Below are 17,786 nucleotides of genomic sequence, written 5' to 3'. Positions count from 1 at the left end.
GAATGAGCGGGGGAACGAACGAATGAGCGGGTGGACGGCTCCGCGACCCGGTCGGGCTTCGGCGTTTCGGGGCGGGCGGATCAGAACGCGATGACCCCGCGCGCGATCCGTCCGTGGTGCATGTCGTCGAGGACGTCGTGGAAGCCCTCCGCCGGATAGACCTTGGACACCAGCGCGTCCAGGTCGAACTTGCCCTGGCGGTACAGCTCGACGATGGTCCGGATGTCCTCGTGCGGACGTACGCCACCGGCCCGGGTGCCCAGGATGCCCCGGTCGCACTGGAGCAGGTTGGCGATCCGGATGCTCGCGGTCGCGGTCTGCGCCGGTTGGCCGACGGCGATCAGCGTGCCGCCCCAGTCCAGCGCCTCCATGGCGTTCTCGAGCACGGCCGGAATGCCGGTGCACTCGAAGATCCAGTCCACGCCGCCCGCGCCGAACACGCCGACCTTGACCTCGTCGCTGTACGGGAACAGGGTGCGGATCTCGTCGGCGACATCGACACCCTTGCCGGACTTGACGAAGTCGGTCGCGCCGAACGCGCCGGCCAGTTCGAACTTGCCGGGCACGGTGTCGATGCCGACCACCCGGCCCGCGCCCTTCAGGCGCAGCGCCTGGACGGCGGACAGGCCGACGCCGCCGAGGCCGATCACCGCCGCGGTCTGCCCGGGGAGCACGTTGGCCCGGTTGAGTACGGCGCCCGCGCCGGTGACCACGCCGCACGGGACCAGGCACGCGGAGGTCAGCGGCACGTCCTTGGGGATGGACACGCACTGGATCTCCTTGACCAGGGTCAGCTCGGCGAAGGTGGAGGCCCCGGCGAAGTTCCACACCGGCTCGTCGCCGATCGCGAACGGCGTACCGCGGTTGCCCAGCGTCTGCCGACAGCGGTTCGGGTGTCCGGTCTGGCAGTGCCGACACATCCCGCACGCGGCGATCGTGGTGATCACGACGTGGTCGCCCGGCGCGACCGCGCCGACCCCCGCGCCGACCTTCTCCACGATGCCGGCGCCCTCGTGGCCGAGCACGGACGGTGTGGGCCACTCGATCACGCCTTCGAGCACGCTGACGTCGCTGTGGCAGACACCGGTGGCGACGATCCGCACCAGGACCTCACCGGCCTCCGGATCACGTACGGTGACGTCGTCCCGGATCTCGGCGCCCGTGGCGGTGTGCAGGATCGCGCGCATGTACCGTCTCCTCGTTCCGGGCGGACGGCCCGCCGCGAGGTGTTTTCGCCGCGCCCCGGACCGGCCCACCCCAAGCCGAACACTCACATCCTTGGTCACTACAACCGATCTCGATTATTCATCGGTGTCCGGAGAGGTCAAGGCATACCGGGATGGGATCTGACGGACCGTCGGATCCGCGCGGGTCAGCCCACCGTGGGGCTGCGACGTTCCAGGAGGGTGACGTCGCGCCAGCGGTCGCGGTGGCGGCCGACGCGTTCGCGCACGCCGATGGTGCGGAAGCCGAGGGCGGCGTGCAGGGCGAGGCTGCCGGCGTTCTCGGGGAAGACGCCGGCCTGGATGGTCCATACGCCGGCTGCCTCGGTCGAGGCGATCTGGGCGGCGAGCAGCGCACGGCCGACGCCCCGGCCGGCCGCGTCGGGGTGGACGTATACCGAGGTCTCCACCACACCGTGGTAGACCGGGCGGCGCGAGGTCGCGCTCGCGGCCACCCACCCCAGCACCGCGCCGCCGGTCCCGTCGAGCGCGACGAAGCGGTGGTCGGGCAGCTTGCCCGCGTCGAACTCGGCCCAGTCGGGCGCGTGTTCCTGGAACGTGGCGTTGCCGGTATCGATGCCGAGCTGATAGATCGCGAGCACCGACTCCGCGTGCTCGGCGCGCATCGGCACGATCGTGACGGCGGCGAAATCGCGGCCGTCGGGGGCTGGGGCAGTCGAGGTCATGGCGTTCTCCGAGGACGGGACGATCCGGCGAACACGGCCGTCGGCAGCGATCGACGGGACGGTGAGCGGAGCCACGGGCACGGCTCCATCCTCACCCGCGCCCCCACGGGCCCCACACGGGGGTGGCCGCCGGCGATAGTCGCGTGCGTTCCCGCAGTCGCGCCGGTATAACTCGCCGGATGGGAACACACGCAGCGCAGGATCTGGAGGCGACGGTCGCGCACGCCGTCGCCGTGTTGGCCGAGGCGACCGAAGGCGATCGGGACTGGTCGCGGCCGGCCGGCGACCTCGACTGGGACTGCTGGGACACGCTGGTCCACGTGGTCGGGGATCTGTACGGCTACGCGGGTCAGGTCGCGTCGAGTCGGATGGACGACTACGTCCCGGTCGACATCCACGCCGAGGACGACCCGACGCCGGCCCAGATGTTGTACGCGGTCCGTGCCGGCGGCACGATCCTGGCGTCGGTGGTCACCACGCAGCCGGACTCGAACCGCGCCTATCACCCGTACGGCGTCTCCGACCCGGACGGCTTCGCCGCGATGGGCATGGTCGAGGTGATGGTCCACATGCACGACATGGCGGCCGGGCTCGGCTTCGACTACCGGCCCGACCCGGAGATCTGCGCCCGCGTCCTGGCCCGGATGTTCCCCGACGCCCCCGCCGGCTTCGAGCCGTGGCCGGCCCTGCTGTGGTGTACCGGCCGCACCGAGTTGCCGGGCCATCCGCGCCGGGTGGGCAAGTGGCGTTGGAAGGGCACCCCGGACGAGTAGAGCGGGAAACGTTCGAAACCGGAAAACGTTCGGGAGTGAGGATCCTTCGGGAGCGGAATTCTTCCCCGGTCGACGATCCGACCCCGGAATCGGGCCCCGGGAAACGGCACCTACGCTGCGGGCTACCAAGCGCCGATGCGCCTCGCGCTCGCACCCGAAGGAGCCCGCAATGACCGCACCTTCCCTGGATGGACTTCGCTTCGCCCCGCTCGGTCGGCCCGAGCACGGAGAGGTGGACGCGTCCACGCTGTTCGCGTACCACGAGGTGGACGGCCGGATCTGGGCCGAGTACGACGGCGGCGACATCGTGCACGGTCACCTCGTCGGTACCCGCGACGGGGACACGCTGGACTTCCGCTATGTGCAGTTGAACCGCTCCGGGGGCACCGCCTCCGGGCACTGCGTGAGCGCCGTCGTCGTATTGCCCGACGGTCGGATCCGGTTGGACGAGACCTGGGAGTGGGAGTCGCGCGAGGGCAACGGGACGAGCGCGGTGGAGCAGGTCGCCGAGACCGGGAACTGACGCCGGCGGTGGGTCCGGGCCGCGACGGGAGAGTCGCCCGGTGCCGTCGCGCGAGGACCCTCGGCACACCCTCCGTCCCCGGCACCCGGTCGGTTGTCGGACGCGGTACCTACCTTGGGCCGCAACGGACATCGCGACCGAAGGGGTGGCCATGGGGTTCAACGGGGACATCGTCGTTTTACGTGCGGACACGCCGCTGGCCGACCTGGCGCCGTATGTCGGCGGGGAGGGCCATCCGGTCTATGCCGAGTGGGCCTACCGCGACGGCTGGCGCGCGGTGCACGTGCGCCACTTCGAGGATCCGTACGCCTTCCAGGGCCCGTGGTTGACCGACCTGGCCGCCCGGACCGGCTCCCCCGTGCTGGTGTGCGGGGTGTTCGAGAGCGATGTCGCGCATGTCCAGGGACTGAGCGGGACGCACTTTTGGGAGGGGTGGCTCGACCCGGGCACCGCCGCCTCGCGGTTGGCGCAGAACCGGTGGGATCGGGGCGGCGGGCGGGGCGACTTCGCCCGGTTCCAAGACGAGGCCGCCGCGTGGCTGGAGCAGGACCGGCCGCGCGTCGCCGAGGCGGCGGTGCGGTGGGCGGCGGCGGCCGGTTACGAGGTGCGGCCCGAGCCGATCCTGGAGTTGTTGGGTTTGTGCCGGGATCCGTTCGTCGAGCAGCTGTTCTTCACCCTGCTCGACCACCTCGGGCTCACCGAAGTCCCGGGCAGGTAGCGCGGGTTCGCCCGGTCGGTCAGTCTTGGCCGACCTCGCCGACCCGCTCCACCTCGGTGTCCTCCGGCCGGATCGGGCGGCCGTCCGCCGCACGCACCTCCAGGGTGCGCAGCGGGCGGCCGTCGCGTCGGTCCAGGAGCCTGGACATCGGCTCGCCGGGCCCGAACCAGTGCGCCTCGCCCCACTGCCGCAGCGCGACGACCACGGGGAACAGGTCGCGCCCCTTCGCGGTCAGCACGTATTCCCGGTAGGCGCTGCCGTCCGACGCGGGCACCGTCTCCAGGATCCCGCCGGCCACCAGGGCCCGCAGTCGGGCGGTCAGGATGTTCTTGGCCACCCCGAGACTGCGCTGGAACTCGCCGAACCGGCGGCTCCCGTCGAACGCGTCGCGCACGATCAGCAGCGACCACCAGTCGCCGATCGCGTCCACCGAGCGCGCCACCGGACAACTGTCCTCGTCCAACCGCGTGCGCTGCACCATGGCTCGTCCTCTCACTCACCCCACCGGTTGCAACATGCTACCAAGGTTGCCTATGGTCACCTGGTGGCAACTTGCAACCGGATATCTCGCGCCCTCACCCTGCTCTTCGCGATCGCCGCCGGCGTCGCGGTCGCCAACGTCTACCTCGCCCAGCCGCTCCTGGTCACCATGGGCCACGACATCGGCCTCGCCCCCGGCACGGTCGGCGTCGTGGTCACCCTCACCCAGGTCGGCTACGGGTTCGGCCTGTTCCTGCTCGTCCCACTGGGCGACCTGATCGACCGCCGCCGCCTGATCGTGGGTCAATTCGCGCTGCTCGCGGTCGCGTTGGTCGCCGTCGGGACGGCCCGGGGAGCCGCCCCGCTGTTCCCGGCGATGATCGCGGTCGGCCTGCTCGCCGTGGTCACCCAGGCGGTGGTCGCCTACGCGGCCTCGCTCGCCGCCCCCGCCGAACGAGGTCGCGTGGTCGGCGCGGTCACCAGCGGCGTGGTCGTCGGCATCCTGCTCGCCCGCACCGTCTCGGGTGTGCTGGCCGACCTCGCGGGCTGGCGCGCGGTGTACCTGTGCTCGGCCGCGCTGACCCTGGTCCTGGCGGCGACGCTGTACCGCGTACTCCCGAGGCGGCGCGCCGGCACTGCCCCGCTGTCGTACCGCAGGCTGCTCGGCTCGACCGTGAGGCTGTTCGTCGAGGAACCGGTCTTCCGCGTCCGGGCCGGCTTCGCCCTGCTGATCTTCGCCGCGTTCAGCACCCTCTGGAGCAGCATCGCCCTGCCGCTGAGCGAACCTCCGCTGTCCCTGTCGCACACCGCGATCGGCGCGTTCGGCTTGGCCGGCGCGGCCGGCGCGCTGGGCGCGATCCCGGCCGGGCGGCTGGCCGACCTCGGCCACGCACACCGGGTCACCGGGATCGCGCTGGTGTTGCTGACCGTGTCCTGGCTGCCGCTCGCCTTGACCCGCCGGTCGTTGTGGGCCCTGGTGGTGGGCACGATCGTGCTCGACCTCGCCGTCCAGGCGGTACACGTGACCAATCAGAGCCTGATCTACCCACTCCGTCCGGACGCCGGCAGTCGGCTGATCGGCGGCTACATGATCTTCTACTCGATCGGCAGCGCGGGCGGTGCGATCGCCTCGACCACGCTGTACGCGGCGGCGGGCTGGACCGCCGTCTGCCTGCTCGGCGCGGGCTTCGGCGCGCTCGCGCTGCTGCTGTGGGCACTGGACCCGACGCGACGCGGCCGGCCCGCGCCGGTCGGCGCGTGAGCCCGCCTCCCGTCGCATCGACGCTTTCGGTGACGAGTCGCCGATCCTGGACGAACGCGGCCTGGACGGCGCCGCCGCCGCGCGGACGCCCTGGACGGCCGGGTGACGCTGCACGGTCCGGCCGGCGGACCGACCCGGCTGCGGGCGGGGTCGCAGTGCGGGTGGTGATCGCCGAGGATGACGCGCTGCTGCGTGAAGTCCTGACCCTGCTGCCGGCCGGCGAGGGCTTCGAGGTGGTCGCGGCGGCCGAACGGCCGAACCCGCGCCCGGTCGGCGGCCCCGGGCGGGGTTCGCCGGCCGGGCGTCGCCGGCTCACGCGTCGAAGGAGTCCCTGCGGGTGCGCGGGCGCTTGCGCGCCGCCGGGATGGGCTGCGGGGCCGCGCCCTCGACGACCGTGTTGGCCACCGTACCGATGCCCTCGACCGTCAGCGAGACCGTGTCGCCGGCGCGCAGCGACGGCAACTCGCTTCCCCGGCCCCACAGTTCGCCCAGGCAACCACCGTTGCCACAGGTGCCGGTGCCGAGCACGTCGCCGGGCCGGATCCAGGTGCCGCGCGAGGCGTAGGCGACCAGTTCGGCGGGCGGCCAGCCCATGTTGACCAGCGAGTCCCGACCGACCTCGACGCCGTTGACCGAGGCGCGCATGGCGAGGTCCAGGAAGCCGTCCGCGTCGCGATACTCCTCGAACTCGTCCGCCGTCACCAACCACGGGCCGAGCGTGGTCGCGGTGTCCTTGCCCTTGCACGGGCCGAGGCCGACCCGCATCTCGCGGGACTGGAGGTCGCGGGCCGACCAGTCGTTGAAGATGGTGTAGCCGATGATGTGTTCGGCCGCCTGATCCACCGTCAGGTCCCGACCCGCCCGGCCGATCACGATGCCGACCTCCAACTCGAAGTCGAGCACGGCCGACCCCGGCGGCATCGGGACCGGGTCGTTCGGGCCGATGATCGCGTACGGGTTGGTGAAGTAGAAGGTGGGCAGCTCGTACCACTCCGGGACCACGACCGCGTCCGGTCCCTGCACGGTGATCATGGCCCCTTCGACGTGCTCCTCGAACGCCACGAAGTCGCGGACCGTGGGCGGCTGGAGCGGCGGCAGCAGGCGTACGTCGGCGAGCGCGACCGAGGGGCCGGCCAGGGCCTGCTCGCCCGCCACGCGCAGGGCCTCGGCGCCACGCTCGATCAGGCCGAGCAGGGTCTCTCCGGCCGGCAGCGGATGTACCGCCTCCTCGCCCGACACCACTCCGGAGTGGATCGAGCCATTCAGGTCGAAGGTCGCGAACTTCACGATTGGTGCTCCTTGTTCCGGTACGTGCCGAGGACCGGCGACGATGCGTCGGTATCGCTAAATGATCACATCGGCGCCGGTCGATCCACGCCCCGACCTCGGCGGACGGCGTCAGGTCAGCAGCCGCGCACCGGTCTTCGCGCGCACCTCGTCCGCGGTCACCCCGGGGGCGGTCTCGACCAGGAGCAGGCCGCGATCGGTCACGTCGAGCACCGCGAGGTCGGTGATGATCCGCCGCACGCACCGTTTCCCGGTGAGCGGCAGGGAGCACTCGTCGACGATCTTGTGTTCGCCCTTCCTGGTCACGTGCTCCATCAGCACGATCACCCGGCGGGCGCCGTGCACGAGGTCCATCGCGCCGCCCATGCCCTTGATCATGCTGCCGGGGACGGTCCAGTTCGCCAGGTCGCCGACCACGCTGACCTGCATCGCGCCCAGGATGGCGGTGTCGATGTGGCCGCCTCGGATCATCCCGAAGGAGAGCGCCGAGTCGAAGTAGGAGGCGCCGGGCAGGACCGTGACGGTCTCCTTGCCGGCGTTGATCAGGTCCGGGTCGACCGCGTCCTCCGTCGGGTACGGCCCCACGCCGAGCAGGCCGTTCTCCGAGTGCAGCACGACGTGTACGCCGGCCGGGATGTGGTTGGGCACGAGGGTGGGCAGCCCGATCCCGAGGTTGACGTAGGAGCCGTCGATCAGCTCGGCCGCGGCCCGCGCGGCCATCTCGTCCCTGGTCAGGGCCATCAGTCGCGCACCGTTCCGCGCACCGCCGGCACGCCGTTCGTGGTCTTCTTCTCGATCGGCTTCTCGGCGACCTGGGCGGGGGTCAGCGCCACCACGCGCTGGACGAACACCCCGGGCAGGTGTACCGCGTCGGGATCGAGCTCGCCCGGCTCGACCAGTTCCTCGACCTCGGCGACGGTGATCCGACCGGCCATCGCCGCGAGGGGGTTGAAGTTGCGCGCCGACTTGTCGAACACCAGGTTGCCGTGCCGGTCGCCGCGGGCCGCCCGGACCAGGGCGAAGTCGGTGGTGATGGCCTCCTCCAGGACGTACTCGACGCCGTCGAAGACGCGGACCTCCTTGCGCGGCGAGGCCACCAGTACGTTGCCCGCGGCGTCGTAGCGCCAGGGCAGTCCACCGTCGGCGACCTGCGTCCCGACCCCGGCCGGCGTGTAGAACGCCGGGATCCCACAACCACCGGCCCGCAACCGCTCGGCCAGTGTGCCCTGAGGGGTCAGCTCCAGTTCCAGTTCCCCGGCGAGGTACTGCCGGGCGAACTCCTTGTTCTCCCCCACGTAGCTACCGGTGGCCCGAGCGATCCTCCCGGCATGCAGCAGGATGCCGAGCCCCCACCGATCGACGCCGCAGTTGTTCGAAACCACCCTCAGCCTGGTGGCCCCCTGCGCATGCAGGGCACCGATCAACACCGAAGGAATCCCACAGAGCCCGAACCCCCCAACGGCAATCGAGGCCCCGTCCCACACATCCGAAACCGCCTCAGCAGCCGCCCCGACCACCTTGTCCACACCATCTCCATTCACCGCCCCGCCCCCGGACGCTAACCCCACCCCGCCCAACCCCCCACAGCCCCCTTCCACTCACCGGAAGCCCATGGAGGTGCACTCCGAAGCCACACGCAATACCGAAAGCCCGAGGGGGGCAACAACACGCCGGGAACCCGAAGCCGCACACGACAACGCCGACCGGGCCAAAATCTCAGCCCGGCCGGCGTTTGAGGCCACTCGGCCGAAGGCCGGACAGATCAGCCCGGCCGGCGTTCGAGGCCGGCCAGGCCGCCAGGCCGGCCAACCACAACTACGCGTAGCACGAGAGCGGCTTGCCCCCGTTGAACGTCACCATGTCCCCGAGCGCCGCGTAGATGTCGATCGCCCCCGCCCGCTCCACCCCGCCCAACTCCGCGTAGGCCCGGTGCAGGTTGCCCACGATCCGCTCCGAGTCGGACAGCGCCGCGTACTCGCCCAGGTCCGTCTCCCGCGCCACGCTCAACGGGTCCAGACCCGCGTCGAGGCCCTTGCGCGCGGTCTCCAGCACGAACTCGGTGTACCCGATGGCGTAGTCGATCTGGTCCGGACCGCACACCTCGCCGTGCCCGGGGACCAACGTCGTCGCGCCCAACTCCTTTACCTTCTCCAGCACTTCGAGGTAGCCGGCGGGCGAACCCATCAGCAGGAACGGAGTACCGCCGTTGAAGATCAGGTCGCCCGTGTACAGGACGCTCTGCTCCTCCAGCCACACCACCGAGTCGTTCGAGGTGTGCGCGGCACCGAAGTGCCGGACCTGGGCCCGCAGTTCGCCCGCGTACACGGTGACGCCCTCGGTGAAGGTGAGGAACGGCGGCACCGCCCGCACGCCGCCCCAGCCCACGCCCGGCCAGATCGACTCGACCTCCATGATCCCGAGGTTCAGTATCTCGGTCCGGGTCTTCTCGTGCGCGACGATCGTGGCCGTCTCGAACAGGTAGTTCCCGTTCGTGTGGTCCCCGTGGTGGTGCGTGTTGATCAGCGTGCGCACCGGTGCATCGGTGTGCTTGGCGATCGTCTCCTGGAAGGTCCGGGTGCGGGCCTCGGTGGCGCAGCCGTCGATCGCGACGACGCCCTCCGGACCGACCAGGAACCCGGTGTTGTTGATCCACCAGGTGCCGTCCGGCTGGATGTACGCGTACGCTCCGTCGGCCACCTCCTGGACGCGAGGCGGATCCATCCGGCCGTGATCGTGCTGCGACGTGCTCATCGATACTCCCGATCGACTGGGGGTGTGCGTTGACGTGCTTACACCGCCGACCGCCCTCCGCGCAGCCTGACGTACCGTCAGTTGCCGCGTCCGGGAGGGCTTGTCCCGGGATGTCCCGGGCCCGATCGGCGATTTGCGGTCAGTTGACCACGCGTCCGGTGAACGCGGCGAGTCGGTCCGCGGCCGGCGCGTCCGGGTCGACCGGCTGCTCCGGGCCGAACGCGCGGCCCTCGCCGCGGGCCGCGTCCGGAAGCGTCTGCCGCATACGCTCGAGCAGTTCCTCGGCGAGTTCGGGGTCCAGGTCGCTCGGCCGGCCCAGCGCCCGGGCCAGGTCCCACGCGTGCACGAAGATGTCGCCGGTGGCCATGCCGAGCAGGAAGCCGCCGGTCCGCTCGCCGAACGGGGTCTTGATGGCGGCGGCGACCCGCTCCGGGGTGAAGGTCGCGACCATCGTCTCGACCGCCGCCTCGAAGTCTTCGCGGGGGTCCTCGGAGACCGGCTCGTTCGGCCCGGTCAGCGCCGACGCGAGGCCGCGCTGCGCGCCGGTTGCATGTGCCAGCAGGGCCCGGACGTCCCATTCCGAACACGGACAGGGCAGGGTCAACTCCGCGTCGCCGACCTCGGCCAGCAGCAGGCGGAAGCTCTCGACGGCGCGCCGATACTGGGTGATCTGGTCCACGATGACTCCTCGGGGGTGACGCCGCGCCCACGCGGCGTGATGTCCGGGTGACGGGAGACGAGCAGCGGACAGGCTATGCCCAGGCCCCGAAGCCGCGATACGTCGCGGTTGGGGAATGATGACGCCTGCACGAATGTTTCGTCTCGGGTGCGTCCGGCACCGGGGCCGCCGGTACACCCGACCCGCGCCCGACCCGTACACCGCCCGAATTTCCCGCGTCCCGACGCGCCGTCGCGGCCGACACCGCGCGCCCACCCCGGGCCCCCGATCCGGAAGGCTGGAGAGCAAGTGAAGGTCGAGATCTACAGCGATATCGCGTGCCCGTGGTGCTACGTCGGCAAGCGGCGCTTCGAGCGCGCGTTGGCCGTGTTCCCCGGCGGCGAGGACGTCGAGGTCACGTACCGCCCGTACGAACTGGACCCGAGCACGCCCACGGAACCGGCCCCACTGCGCGAGCGGCTGGCGAAGAAGTTCGGCGCGGGCAACCTGGACGCGATGAACGCCCGGCTCGCCGAGATCGGCGCGGGCGAGGGCATCACCTTCGACTTCGCCAACGCGCTGGCCGTGAACACGCTGACCGCACACCGGGTGTTGCGGCTCGCGCTGACCGAGTACGGCCCGGCGGCCCAGGCCACGCTCAAGGACCGGTTGCTCGCCGCGTACTTCACCGAGGGCGAGAACGTCGCCGACCACACCCGCCTGGCCGAGTTCGCGGTCGAGGCCGGCCTGGATCGTGATCGGGTGCTCGCCTACCTGGCCTCCGACGAGGGCGTCGCCGAGGTGCGGCGGGAGATCGACGAGGCGCGGGAGATGGGCGTCACGGCGGTGCCGACGTTCGTCTTCGAGGGCACGTGGGCGGTGCAGGGCGCGGAGGAGTCCGCCACCTTCCTCCGGGTGCTCAAGCAGGTGCAGGAGGGGATGCGCGAGCGCGACGGCTCGTCGTCCGCCCCGGAGCCGGCCGCCGGCGACGCCTGCGCCGACGGCTCCTGCGCGGTGTGAGCACGCTGGGGGAACGGGCCGAGACACCGTCCGTCGCGCGGCTGCGTCGCGCGCGGTTCGCGGCACTGTTCGTCTTCTTCGCGTTCAGCGCCGCGGTGGCCGACTTCCTGGCCCGGATCCCCCAGTTCAAGGAGGATCTGGACCTGGACGACGCCCAGTTGGGCCTGGCCCTGCTCGGCTCGCCGGTCGGCGCGCTGGTGGCGGTGCAACTCGCGGGCACCGCCGCCGGGCGCTGGGGCAGCAGACGCGTCGCCCGGGTGTCGGTGATCGGCGGCTGCCTGTCCCTGCTGCTGCCGGCGTTCGCGTGGGACCTGCCCTCGCTCGCGGTCGGGTTGCTGGTCCTGGGTGGCCTGATGGGCTTCACCGATGTCGCGGCCAACGCCCAGGGCGTGGCGATTGAACAGCGGTTGCGCCGCCCGATCATGAACAGCCTGCACGGCGGCTACAGTCTGGGCGGCCTGTTCGGGGCCCTGATCGGCTCCGGCGCGGCGGCGCTCGGCATCACCCCCAGGGTGCACCTGTCGATCATGGCCGGCGTACTGGCGGTCGCGGTGTGGGTGGGGTCGCGGGCACTTCTGGGTCCCGCGGACGACCCCCATGTCCGCGAGCCGGTACGCGCGCCGGAGACCACCACCGACGCGGACCGCGCACCCGCCCCGACCGAGGGCGGCCTGGGCCGACTGCTCGCGGGCTACCGTGCGGTGGTCCTGCTCGCGCTGATCGGCCTGTGCTCCTTCGTCGGCGAGGGCGCGGTCGCCGACTGGAGCGGGGTGCACCTGCGCGAAACGCTGGACAGTTCGGCGGGCGTCGCCGGCCTCGGCTTCGCGGGGATGTCGGTGGCCATGGCGGCCGGCCGCTTCGCGGGCGACCACGTGGTGGAACGCTTCGGCCCGGTGCGCGTGTTGCGCGTGGGCGCGCTGATCGCCGCGCTGGGCATGACGATCGCGCTGGTCACCCCCTGGCCGGCGGTATCGGTACTCGGCTTCACCCTGTTCGGCATCGGCGTGGCCCCGGTCGCCCCGGTGACGTTCAGCGCGGCCGGCAACACCCCCGGGGTTCCGGCGGCATGGGCCATCTCCCGGGTGACCGGCATCGCGTACATCGGCCTGCTGGCCGGCCCTCCGGTGATCGGCTTCATCGCCCACCACACCAGCCTGACCACGGCTCTGGCCATCCCCGCGGTACTCGTGGCCGTCATCGCCCTCACCGCGGGAGCGGTCCGCCGCTGACCGGGAGTTCGGCACCGAACCGGGGCGAGTCATGCCCGAACGGGACAGGTTCGGTGCCGAATCGCCGTCGACCGGGCGCCGACCCGGGGCCGGAGCGGCATGCCTCCAGCAGCCTCCCCGCGCAACACGACCGGCTGTCGGGGCACTTGATCGATGTAGGTACAGGTCGACTAATAGCCGGCGGACAACCGACGCGCGGGCGGTGTACGAGGCGGCGGAATCGGTCCGGGCTGGGCGGTACCGACGCCGAGGAGTCGCGGCCCACTCGTGCCCTCGGGCCGCCCGACGGCCGTCCCACGTCCCCCGACATGTGACTCTCCCGACCCCGCCTCGCCATCGAATTCACCCGGGCGGCTTCCGACGACCCCCGCCGCGCCACGCCGACCTCCGGATAAACGGAGCGCAACGATCCGGTATATCCCAACCAATGGTTGGCAAACGGGCACCACTTCTCGGGTGTAGAAATCAGGATATAGACCTGCGACAACCGACGCCCGACCCCAAATCGCTCGATATCAGGACCTGTATTGCCATGCGGTACAATCCATATTCCTTCGCATAGTTAACTTACGCGTGTCAACATTCGGCACCGTATGCGGGCCGGCGTGCGCATTACCCACCGGCAACTGCGAGCACACGTGCGAATGCCGCTAGGCTCTGCCCGTCGTGCACGGAATAGGACGCGATCCGCGTCACCGAAAAGGCAAGACCGGAAAGTGCGAATCATCGGGAAAATGACGTACTTGACAAGCGGAATAATTGACTCCGCATCCCTGGCTCTCTCCCCCGCCCCCTCCTCCCTCCGGGCGCCGATCGGGTGGTGGACAAACTGAACATCACTCGCAAACTCGTCCTGCTCGTCGCCGTGCCGCTCACCGTGATGGTGGGTTCGGCGGGCCTCGCCGTGTCCACCACGACCGGCGAAGCCCTGGACGCGAATCGCCTGCGCTCGCTGACCAAGGTGTCCGCCGAGGCGGGCGAACTCGCGCACCGGCTGCAGAGCGAACGCGCCGCGGCCACCGCAGTGTTGTGGCCCGACCCCGGCGCGCTGGCGGCGTACCACCAGCGCACCGCCGCGACGGACGAGAGCGCCGCGCGCTACCACAAGCTGCGCAAGGACCTCGGCTCGATCCCGGGCAACACGAAGGAACGGTTGCGCAAGCTGGACGCGGGCCTGACCGACCTGGTCGCGCTGCGCAAACAGGTCCAGGAGCCCAAGGGCACCTCGCTGACCGCCGTCGTCTTCCGCTACCGCATCCTGATCGCCGCCACGCTCGACTACCGTGACAGCGTGGCCCAGGCAGGCGGCGCCGGTCCCGACAACTCGGACCGACTGCGCGCGGCGGCGGCTCTGTCCCACGCCACCGAATGGCTCGGCCAGCAACAGAGCGCGGTGTTGCGTGCGTTGGCCGCCAAGACGCTGTCGCCGGCCCAACAGCAGGACATCCTGGCCACCCGCACCGGCTACGACGAGAGCGAGTCGTCGTTCGAGTCGCTCGCCGACGCCGACTGGATCCCCTGGCTGGAACAGGCCCAGACCGGGCCGGAGATCCAGGCCGTGCACCTCCTCGAGGACGCCGTCTCGCGGATCCGCGTGGACAGCTCCGTCTTCATCTCGCAGGTCGAGTGGACCAAGGCGACCAACGACCGCATCGCCAAGATGAGCGATGTGGAGCGCAAGGTCGACGCCTCCGTGCTGTCCTCGGTCACCGACGAGCGCGACTCCCGCCGCTGGTGGGCGATCGGCCAGGGTGGCGCGGTGCTGCTCGCGCTGATCGCCGCCGTGCTGCTCGTGCTGCGCCTCGGCCGGCCGATGACCCGTGAGCTGGTGCGTCTGCGCGACACCGCGCACGATGTGGCCTACACCGGTCTGCCGGAAGCGGTCGCCAAGCTCCAGCAGGGTCGTTCCCTCGACGGCGCGACCGCCGAGGAGATGGCCGAACGCGCCGGCACCCCGATCGAGGTGCGCGGCAAGGACGAGATCGCCGAGGTCAGCTCGGCGTTCAACACCATGTTCACCTCCGCGGTCAAGATCGCCGCCGAACAGGCGGTCCTGCGCGCCGGTATCGCGACCGTGCTGGTCGCCCTCGCCCGCCGCAACCAGCGTCTGACCGACGGCCTGGTCAAGGTCCTGGACGAGGCCGAGGCGCACGAGCAGGACCCGGACCGGCTCAAGCGGCTGTACTCGCTGGACCACCTGGTCCAGCGGATGGGCCGCAACAACACCAGTCTGCTCGTGCTCGGCGGCGAGGGCACCGCGCGCGTGCGCGAGGACGCCCTGCTCCTGGACGTGGCGCGCGCGGCGGTCGGCCGGATCGAACGGTTCACCCGGGTCGACCCCGGCGCGGTGGACCCGCGCATCCTGATCGCCGGTCGGGCCCGCGACGACGTCGCGCACCTGCTCGCCGAACTCATGGACAACGCGACCAAGTTCAGCCGCCCGGAGACCTGGGTGGTGCTCCAGGCGAACCGGCGCGGCGACGGCGCGGTGCTGACCGTGACCGACAGTGGCGTGGGCATCACCCCCGAGCGACTGGCCGCGTTCAACGAACGCCTGTCCTCGCCGGCCCAGTTGGACGTGCACGCGGTGCGCACGATGGGTCTGACCGTGGCCGGGCACCTCGCTGCGCGCTACGGCATCACCATCACCCTGGGGCCCGGGCCCCAGGGCGGCACGGTCGCCGAGGTGGATCTGCCCGAGACGATCGTGGTCTTCCGCGATCGCCCCGGCCGGCACCGCGCGGGCGCGCCGAAGAACGAGGCGCCGGCGCTGCCGAAGCCGACTCCCACGCGCGCGATCGACAGCGGCGTACGTGCCGGCGGTCACCCCGACCCCGGTCCGTTCGAGCCCGTGCAGAACGTGTTCACGCCGGTCAAGCCGCAACCGGTCAGCGACGCGAGCGCTCCGGGACCGCAGGTACCCGCGCCCTCGGGCCTGCGCTTCACCGGCTCCCGGCCGCCCGCCCCGGCGGCACCCACCCCGCCGACGCTCGCTCCGCCGATCCGCACGCCGGCGACCCCGGCGGCACCGGCGAACCCGGGCACACCGGCCGGCCCGGCGAACCCGGCACTCCCGGGGACCCCGGCGACGCCGGACCGCTCCGCCGGACGCGGGGCCGAATCCCTGCCCCCGCGTTTGACTCCGGAACCCTCCGAGTCCGGCCGCACCACCAACAAGGGCCTGCCGCTGCGCGTACGCCGGGACACCCCGACCGTGCACCCCGGCACGCCCCCCGCGCCCGCCGCGCCGCTGGTCGGCTCGGCCGGGGCACCCGCCCGGGCGAACCCCACGACGCCGGACCGCCGAGACGCCCGCCAGGTGTCCGCGGCGATGTCGGCCTTCGCCCAGGGCATCGGGCACAGCCGGGCCCGACGCGCCCCCTCGCCCCGTCCCGACGGCGGCGAACCGGATCCCAAGGAGAGATCGTGACCCACCCCACCGCAGCCGATCTCAGCTGGCTGCTCAACGATTTCGCCACCCGGGTGCCCGATGTGCTGCACGCCGTCGCGGTCTCCGCGGACGGCCTCGTGGTGGCCAACACCAGCACGCTGCCGCAGGACCGCGCCGACCAGCTCGGCGCGGTCGCGTCCGGCCTGGTCAGCCTTCTGGCCGGTGCCGCGCGGCTGTTCGGCACCGACCCGGTGGCCAGCAACCTGACCGAGATGAACGGTGCGTTCATGTTCTCGATGCAGGTCAGCGACGGTGCGTCGCTGCTCGTGCTGGCCTCGCGCGAGTGCGACATCGGCCAGGTCTCGTTCGAGATGGCCGAGCTGATCAACCAGGTCGGCCCGGCCCTGACCCCCGCGGCACGGGAGCGCTTCCTGCACGTGCAGCGCGGCGCGCTGAGCTGACCGACGCACCCCCGCGTCCCTCCCGACGCGACCCATCCCACCGATCGACCGCTGTACCCGTCCGAACCCTGGAGCACGTCATGACCCCGGCAAGTCCCATATCCCGTCGCTCGTTCCGCGTCAGTGCCGCGGGACTCCTCGCCGGCGCGCTGGCGTTCACCGCCGCGTGCAGCGGCAGCGCGGCCGACGACAAGAAGGGCGGCTCGTCCTCGGGCACGCTCAAGATCGGCCTGACGATCCCGCTCACCGGTGTGTACGCGGCGCTCGGGCCGGACCTGCAGAACGGCTTCCAGACCTATCTGGACCAGCACGACGGCAAGCTGGGCGGGCACAAGGTCGAGCTGGTGATCACCGACGAGGGCGACGGTCCGCAGACCTCGGTGCCCTCGGTGACCAAGCTGATCAAGCAGGACAAGGTCACCGCGGTGGTGGGTCTGTCCAACGCCGCCACGGTGGCGGCCAACGTGGACCTGGTGAACGACAACAAGGTGCCCATGATCGGCGCCGTCGGCCGCCCCGGCGAGATCAAGCGGCAGGACTACGTCTGGCACACCAGCTACCTCTCCGAGGAGCCGGGTGTGGCGGCGGCGCCGTACATCAAGGAGGCCGTGCAGGGTCCGGTCTACGCGATCGGCCCGGAGTACCAGGGTGGGTTCGACCAGCTGCGCGGCTTCACCGAGACGTTCGACAAGCTCGGCGGCAAGCTGGCCAACCCGGACGGCAAGACCAAGTGGACGCCGTTCCCGGCGACCACCAACTTCCAGCCGTACTTCAACGAGATCAAGAACTCGGGCGCCAAGGCGGTCTACACGTTCTACGCGGGCACCGCCGCGGTGAACTTCGTCAAGCAGTACAAGCAGTCCGACATCAAGGACATCCCGCTGTACGCGGCGGGCTTCCTCACCGAGGGCGCGGTGCTCGGCGCCGAGGGCGACGCGGCCAAGGGCGTGTTCACCTCGCTCAACTACACGCCCACGCTGGACATCCCGGCCAACCGCTCGTTCGTCGCGGCCTACCAGGCGAAGTACAACACGCTGCCGACGATGATGTCGGCCACGATGTACGACGCGGCCGCCGTGCTGGACAAGGCGATCGCCGCCGCCGGCGACAAGGTCACCCCGGAGGCGGTCAACGCCCAGATCGCCAACACCGGCAAGGTGGACAGCCCGCGCGGTCCCTGGGAGTTCAACACCAAGTCGCACGCCCCGGTGCAGAAGTGGTACCTGCGTGAGGTCAAGCAGGACGGCACCGCGCTGAGCAACGTGATGGTCCGCGAACTCGGCACCCTGGGCTGACGGCGGATCGAAAGCGAAAGGGAGCGTGCC

The 17,786-nt window shown here is 71.3% G+C and carries 17 protein-coding genes; 9 read left to right on the top strand and 8 right to left on the bottom strand.

The genetic code is table 11. The features are described 5' to 3' along the window. Positions 1-80 precede the first annotated feature (80 nt). Both ACFXKZ_RS05115 and ACFXKZ_RS05110 read right to left on the bottom strand, forming a co-directional pair. Complete coding sequence (locus ACFXKZ_RS05115) at positions 81-1,187, bottom strand: alcohol dehydrogenase catalytic domain-containing protein (RefSeq protein ID WP_379996512.1); 1,107 nt, start codon at positions 1,185-1,187, stop codon at positions 81-83. Positions 1,188-1,372: 185 nt separating this feature from the next. Continuing rightward, positions 1,373-1,849 carry a GNAT family N-acetyltransferase gene (locus ACFXKZ_RS05110; RefSeq protein ID WP_379997308.1) on the bottom strand — a complete coding sequence of 159 codons (477 nt, stop codon included), beginning with the start codon at positions 1,847-1,849 and terminating at the stop codon, positions 1,373-1,375. Between the two features lie 239 nt (positions 1,850-2,088). Between ACFXKZ_RS05110 and ACFXKZ_RS05105 the strand changes: the two genes are divergently transcribed. The 3 genes from ACFXKZ_RS05105 (at position 2,089) to ACFXKZ_RS05095 (ending at position 3,923) form a co-directional block, all read left to right on the top strand. Beyond that, positions 2,089-2,682, top strand: coding sequence for a hypothetical protein (locus tag ACFXKZ_RS05105; RefSeq protein ID WP_379996510.1), 594 nt, complete (start codon positions 2,089-2,091; stop codon positions 2,680-2,682). A 169-nt stretch (positions 2,683-2,851) separates the two neighbouring features. Continuing rightward, a complete protein-coding gene (locus ACFXKZ_RS05100) occupies positions 2,852-3,205 on the top strand; it encodes a hypothetical protein (RefSeq protein WP_078974814.1) in 354 nt (117 codons plus the stop codon). A 151-nt stretch (positions 3,206-3,356) separates the two neighbouring features. After that, positions 3,357-3,923, top strand: coding sequence for a hypothetical protein (locus ACFXKZ_RS05095; protein ID WP_379996508.1), 567 nt, complete (start codon positions 3,357-3,359; stop codon positions 3,921-3,923). Between the two features lie 19 nt (positions 3,924-3,942). On the opposite strand, the gene ACFXKZ_RS05090 is transcribed toward ACFXKZ_RS05095, so the two are convergent. After that, positions 3,943-4,404 (bottom strand): winged helix-turn-helix transcriptional regulator, encoded by a 462-nt coding sequence (locus tag ACFXKZ_RS05090; protein ID WP_379996506.1) that lies wholly within the window; start codon positions 4,402-4,404, stop codon positions 3,943-3,945. A gap of 63 nt (positions 4,405-4,467) precedes the next feature. On the opposite strand from ACFXKZ_RS05090, the gene ACFXKZ_RS05085 reads away from it, so the two are divergent. Next, positions 4,468-5,664: an MFS transporter gene (locus tag ACFXKZ_RS05085; protein ID WP_379996504.1), complete on the top strand. Its 1,197-nt coding sequence runs from the start codon at positions 4,468-4,470 to the stop codon at positions 5,662-5,664. A 312-nt stretch (positions 5,665-5,976) separates the two neighbouring features. Here ACFXKZ_RS05085 and ACFXKZ_RS05080 read toward each other — a convergent pair whose 3' ends face one another. The 5 genes from ACFXKZ_RS05080 to ACFXKZ_RS05060 form a co-directional block, all read right to left on the bottom strand. Next, a complete protein-coding gene (locus ACFXKZ_RS05080) occupies positions 5,977-6,951 on the bottom strand; it encodes a fumarylacetoacetate hydrolase family protein (RefSeq protein WP_379996502.1) in 975 nt (324 codons plus the stop codon). 111 nt (positions 6,952-7,062) lie between these two features. After that, positions 7,063-7,692 (bottom strand): CoA transferase subunit B, encoded by a 630-nt coding sequence (locus ACFXKZ_RS05075; protein WP_379996499.1) that lies wholly within the window; start codon positions 7,690-7,692, stop codon positions 7,063-7,065. Beyond that, the gene (locus ACFXKZ_RS05070) at positions 7,692-8,477 is read right to left on the bottom strand and encodes a CoA transferase subunit A (protein WP_379996496.1); all 786 of its coding nucleotides are present in this window, start codon (positions 8,475-8,477) and stop codon (positions 7,692-7,694) included. The genes ACFXKZ_RS05075 and ACFXKZ_RS05070 overlap by 1 nt, the downstream gene beginning before the upstream one ends. A 289-nt stretch (positions 8,478-8,766) precedes the next feature. Further along, positions 8,767-9,702 carry an MBL fold metallo-hydrolase gene (locus tag ACFXKZ_RS05065; RefSeq protein WP_379996493.1) on the bottom strand — a complete coding sequence of 312 codons (936 nt, stop codon included), beginning with the start codon at positions 9,700-9,702 and terminating at the stop codon, positions 8,767-8,769. Between the two features lie 139 nt (positions 9,703-9,841). Beyond that, positions 9,842-10,381: a TIGR03086 family metal-binding protein gene (locus ACFXKZ_RS05060; protein WP_379996490.1), complete on the bottom strand. Its 540-nt coding sequence runs from the start codon at positions 10,379-10,381 to the stop codon at positions 9,842-9,844. A 288-nt stretch (positions 10,382-10,669) separates the two neighbouring features. Here ACFXKZ_RS05060 and ACFXKZ_RS05055 point away from each other — a divergent pair, with 288 nt between their 5' ends. The 5 genes from ACFXKZ_RS05055 (at position 10,670) to ACFXKZ_RS05035 (ending at position 17,756) form a co-directional block, all read left to right on the top strand. Further along, on the top strand, positions 10,670-11,380 hold the full coding sequence (locus ACFXKZ_RS05055; RefSeq protein ID WP_379996488.1) for a DsbA family oxidoreductase: 711 nt from the start codon (positions 10,670-10,672) through the stop codon (positions 11,378-11,380). Beyond that, on the top strand, positions 11,377-12,609 hold the full coding sequence (locus tag ACFXKZ_RS05050; RefSeq protein ID WP_379996486.1) for an MFS transporter: 1,233 nt from the start codon (positions 11,377-11,379) through the stop codon (positions 12,607-12,609). The genes ACFXKZ_RS05055 and ACFXKZ_RS05050 overlap by 4 nt, the downstream gene beginning before the upstream one ends. An 820-nt stretch (positions 12,610-13,429) precedes the next feature. Continuing rightward, positions 13,430-16,039 carry a nitrate- and nitrite sensing domain-containing protein gene (locus tag ACFXKZ_RS05045; RefSeq protein ID WP_379996484.1) on the top strand — a complete coding sequence of 870 codons (2,610 nt, stop codon included), beginning with the start codon at positions 13,430-13,432 and terminating at the stop codon, positions 16,037-16,039. Next, on the top strand, positions 16,036-16,461 hold the full coding sequence (locus tag ACFXKZ_RS05040; protein WP_078974825.1) for a roadblock/LC7 domain-containing protein: 426 nt from the start codon (positions 16,036-16,038) through the stop codon (positions 16,459-16,461). Before ACFXKZ_RS05045 ends, ACFXKZ_RS05040 begins: the two co-directional genes overlap by 4 nt. A gap of 80 nt (positions 16,462-16,541) precedes the next feature. After that, positions 16,542-17,756, top strand: coding sequence for an ABC transporter substrate-binding protein (locus tag ACFXKZ_RS05035; protein WP_379996482.1), 1,215 nt, complete (start codon positions 16,542-16,544; stop codon positions 17,754-17,756). The last annotated feature ends 30 nt before the right edge of the window (positions 17,757-17,786 follow it).

The organism is Embleya sp. NPDC059237, assembly GCF_042754105.1.
In the GTDB taxonomy this organism is placed as follows: Bacteria; Actinomycetota; Actinomycetes; order Streptomycetales; family Streptomycetaceae; genus Embleya.
This window is presented reverse-complemented; position numbering and strand designations above follow the sequence as displayed.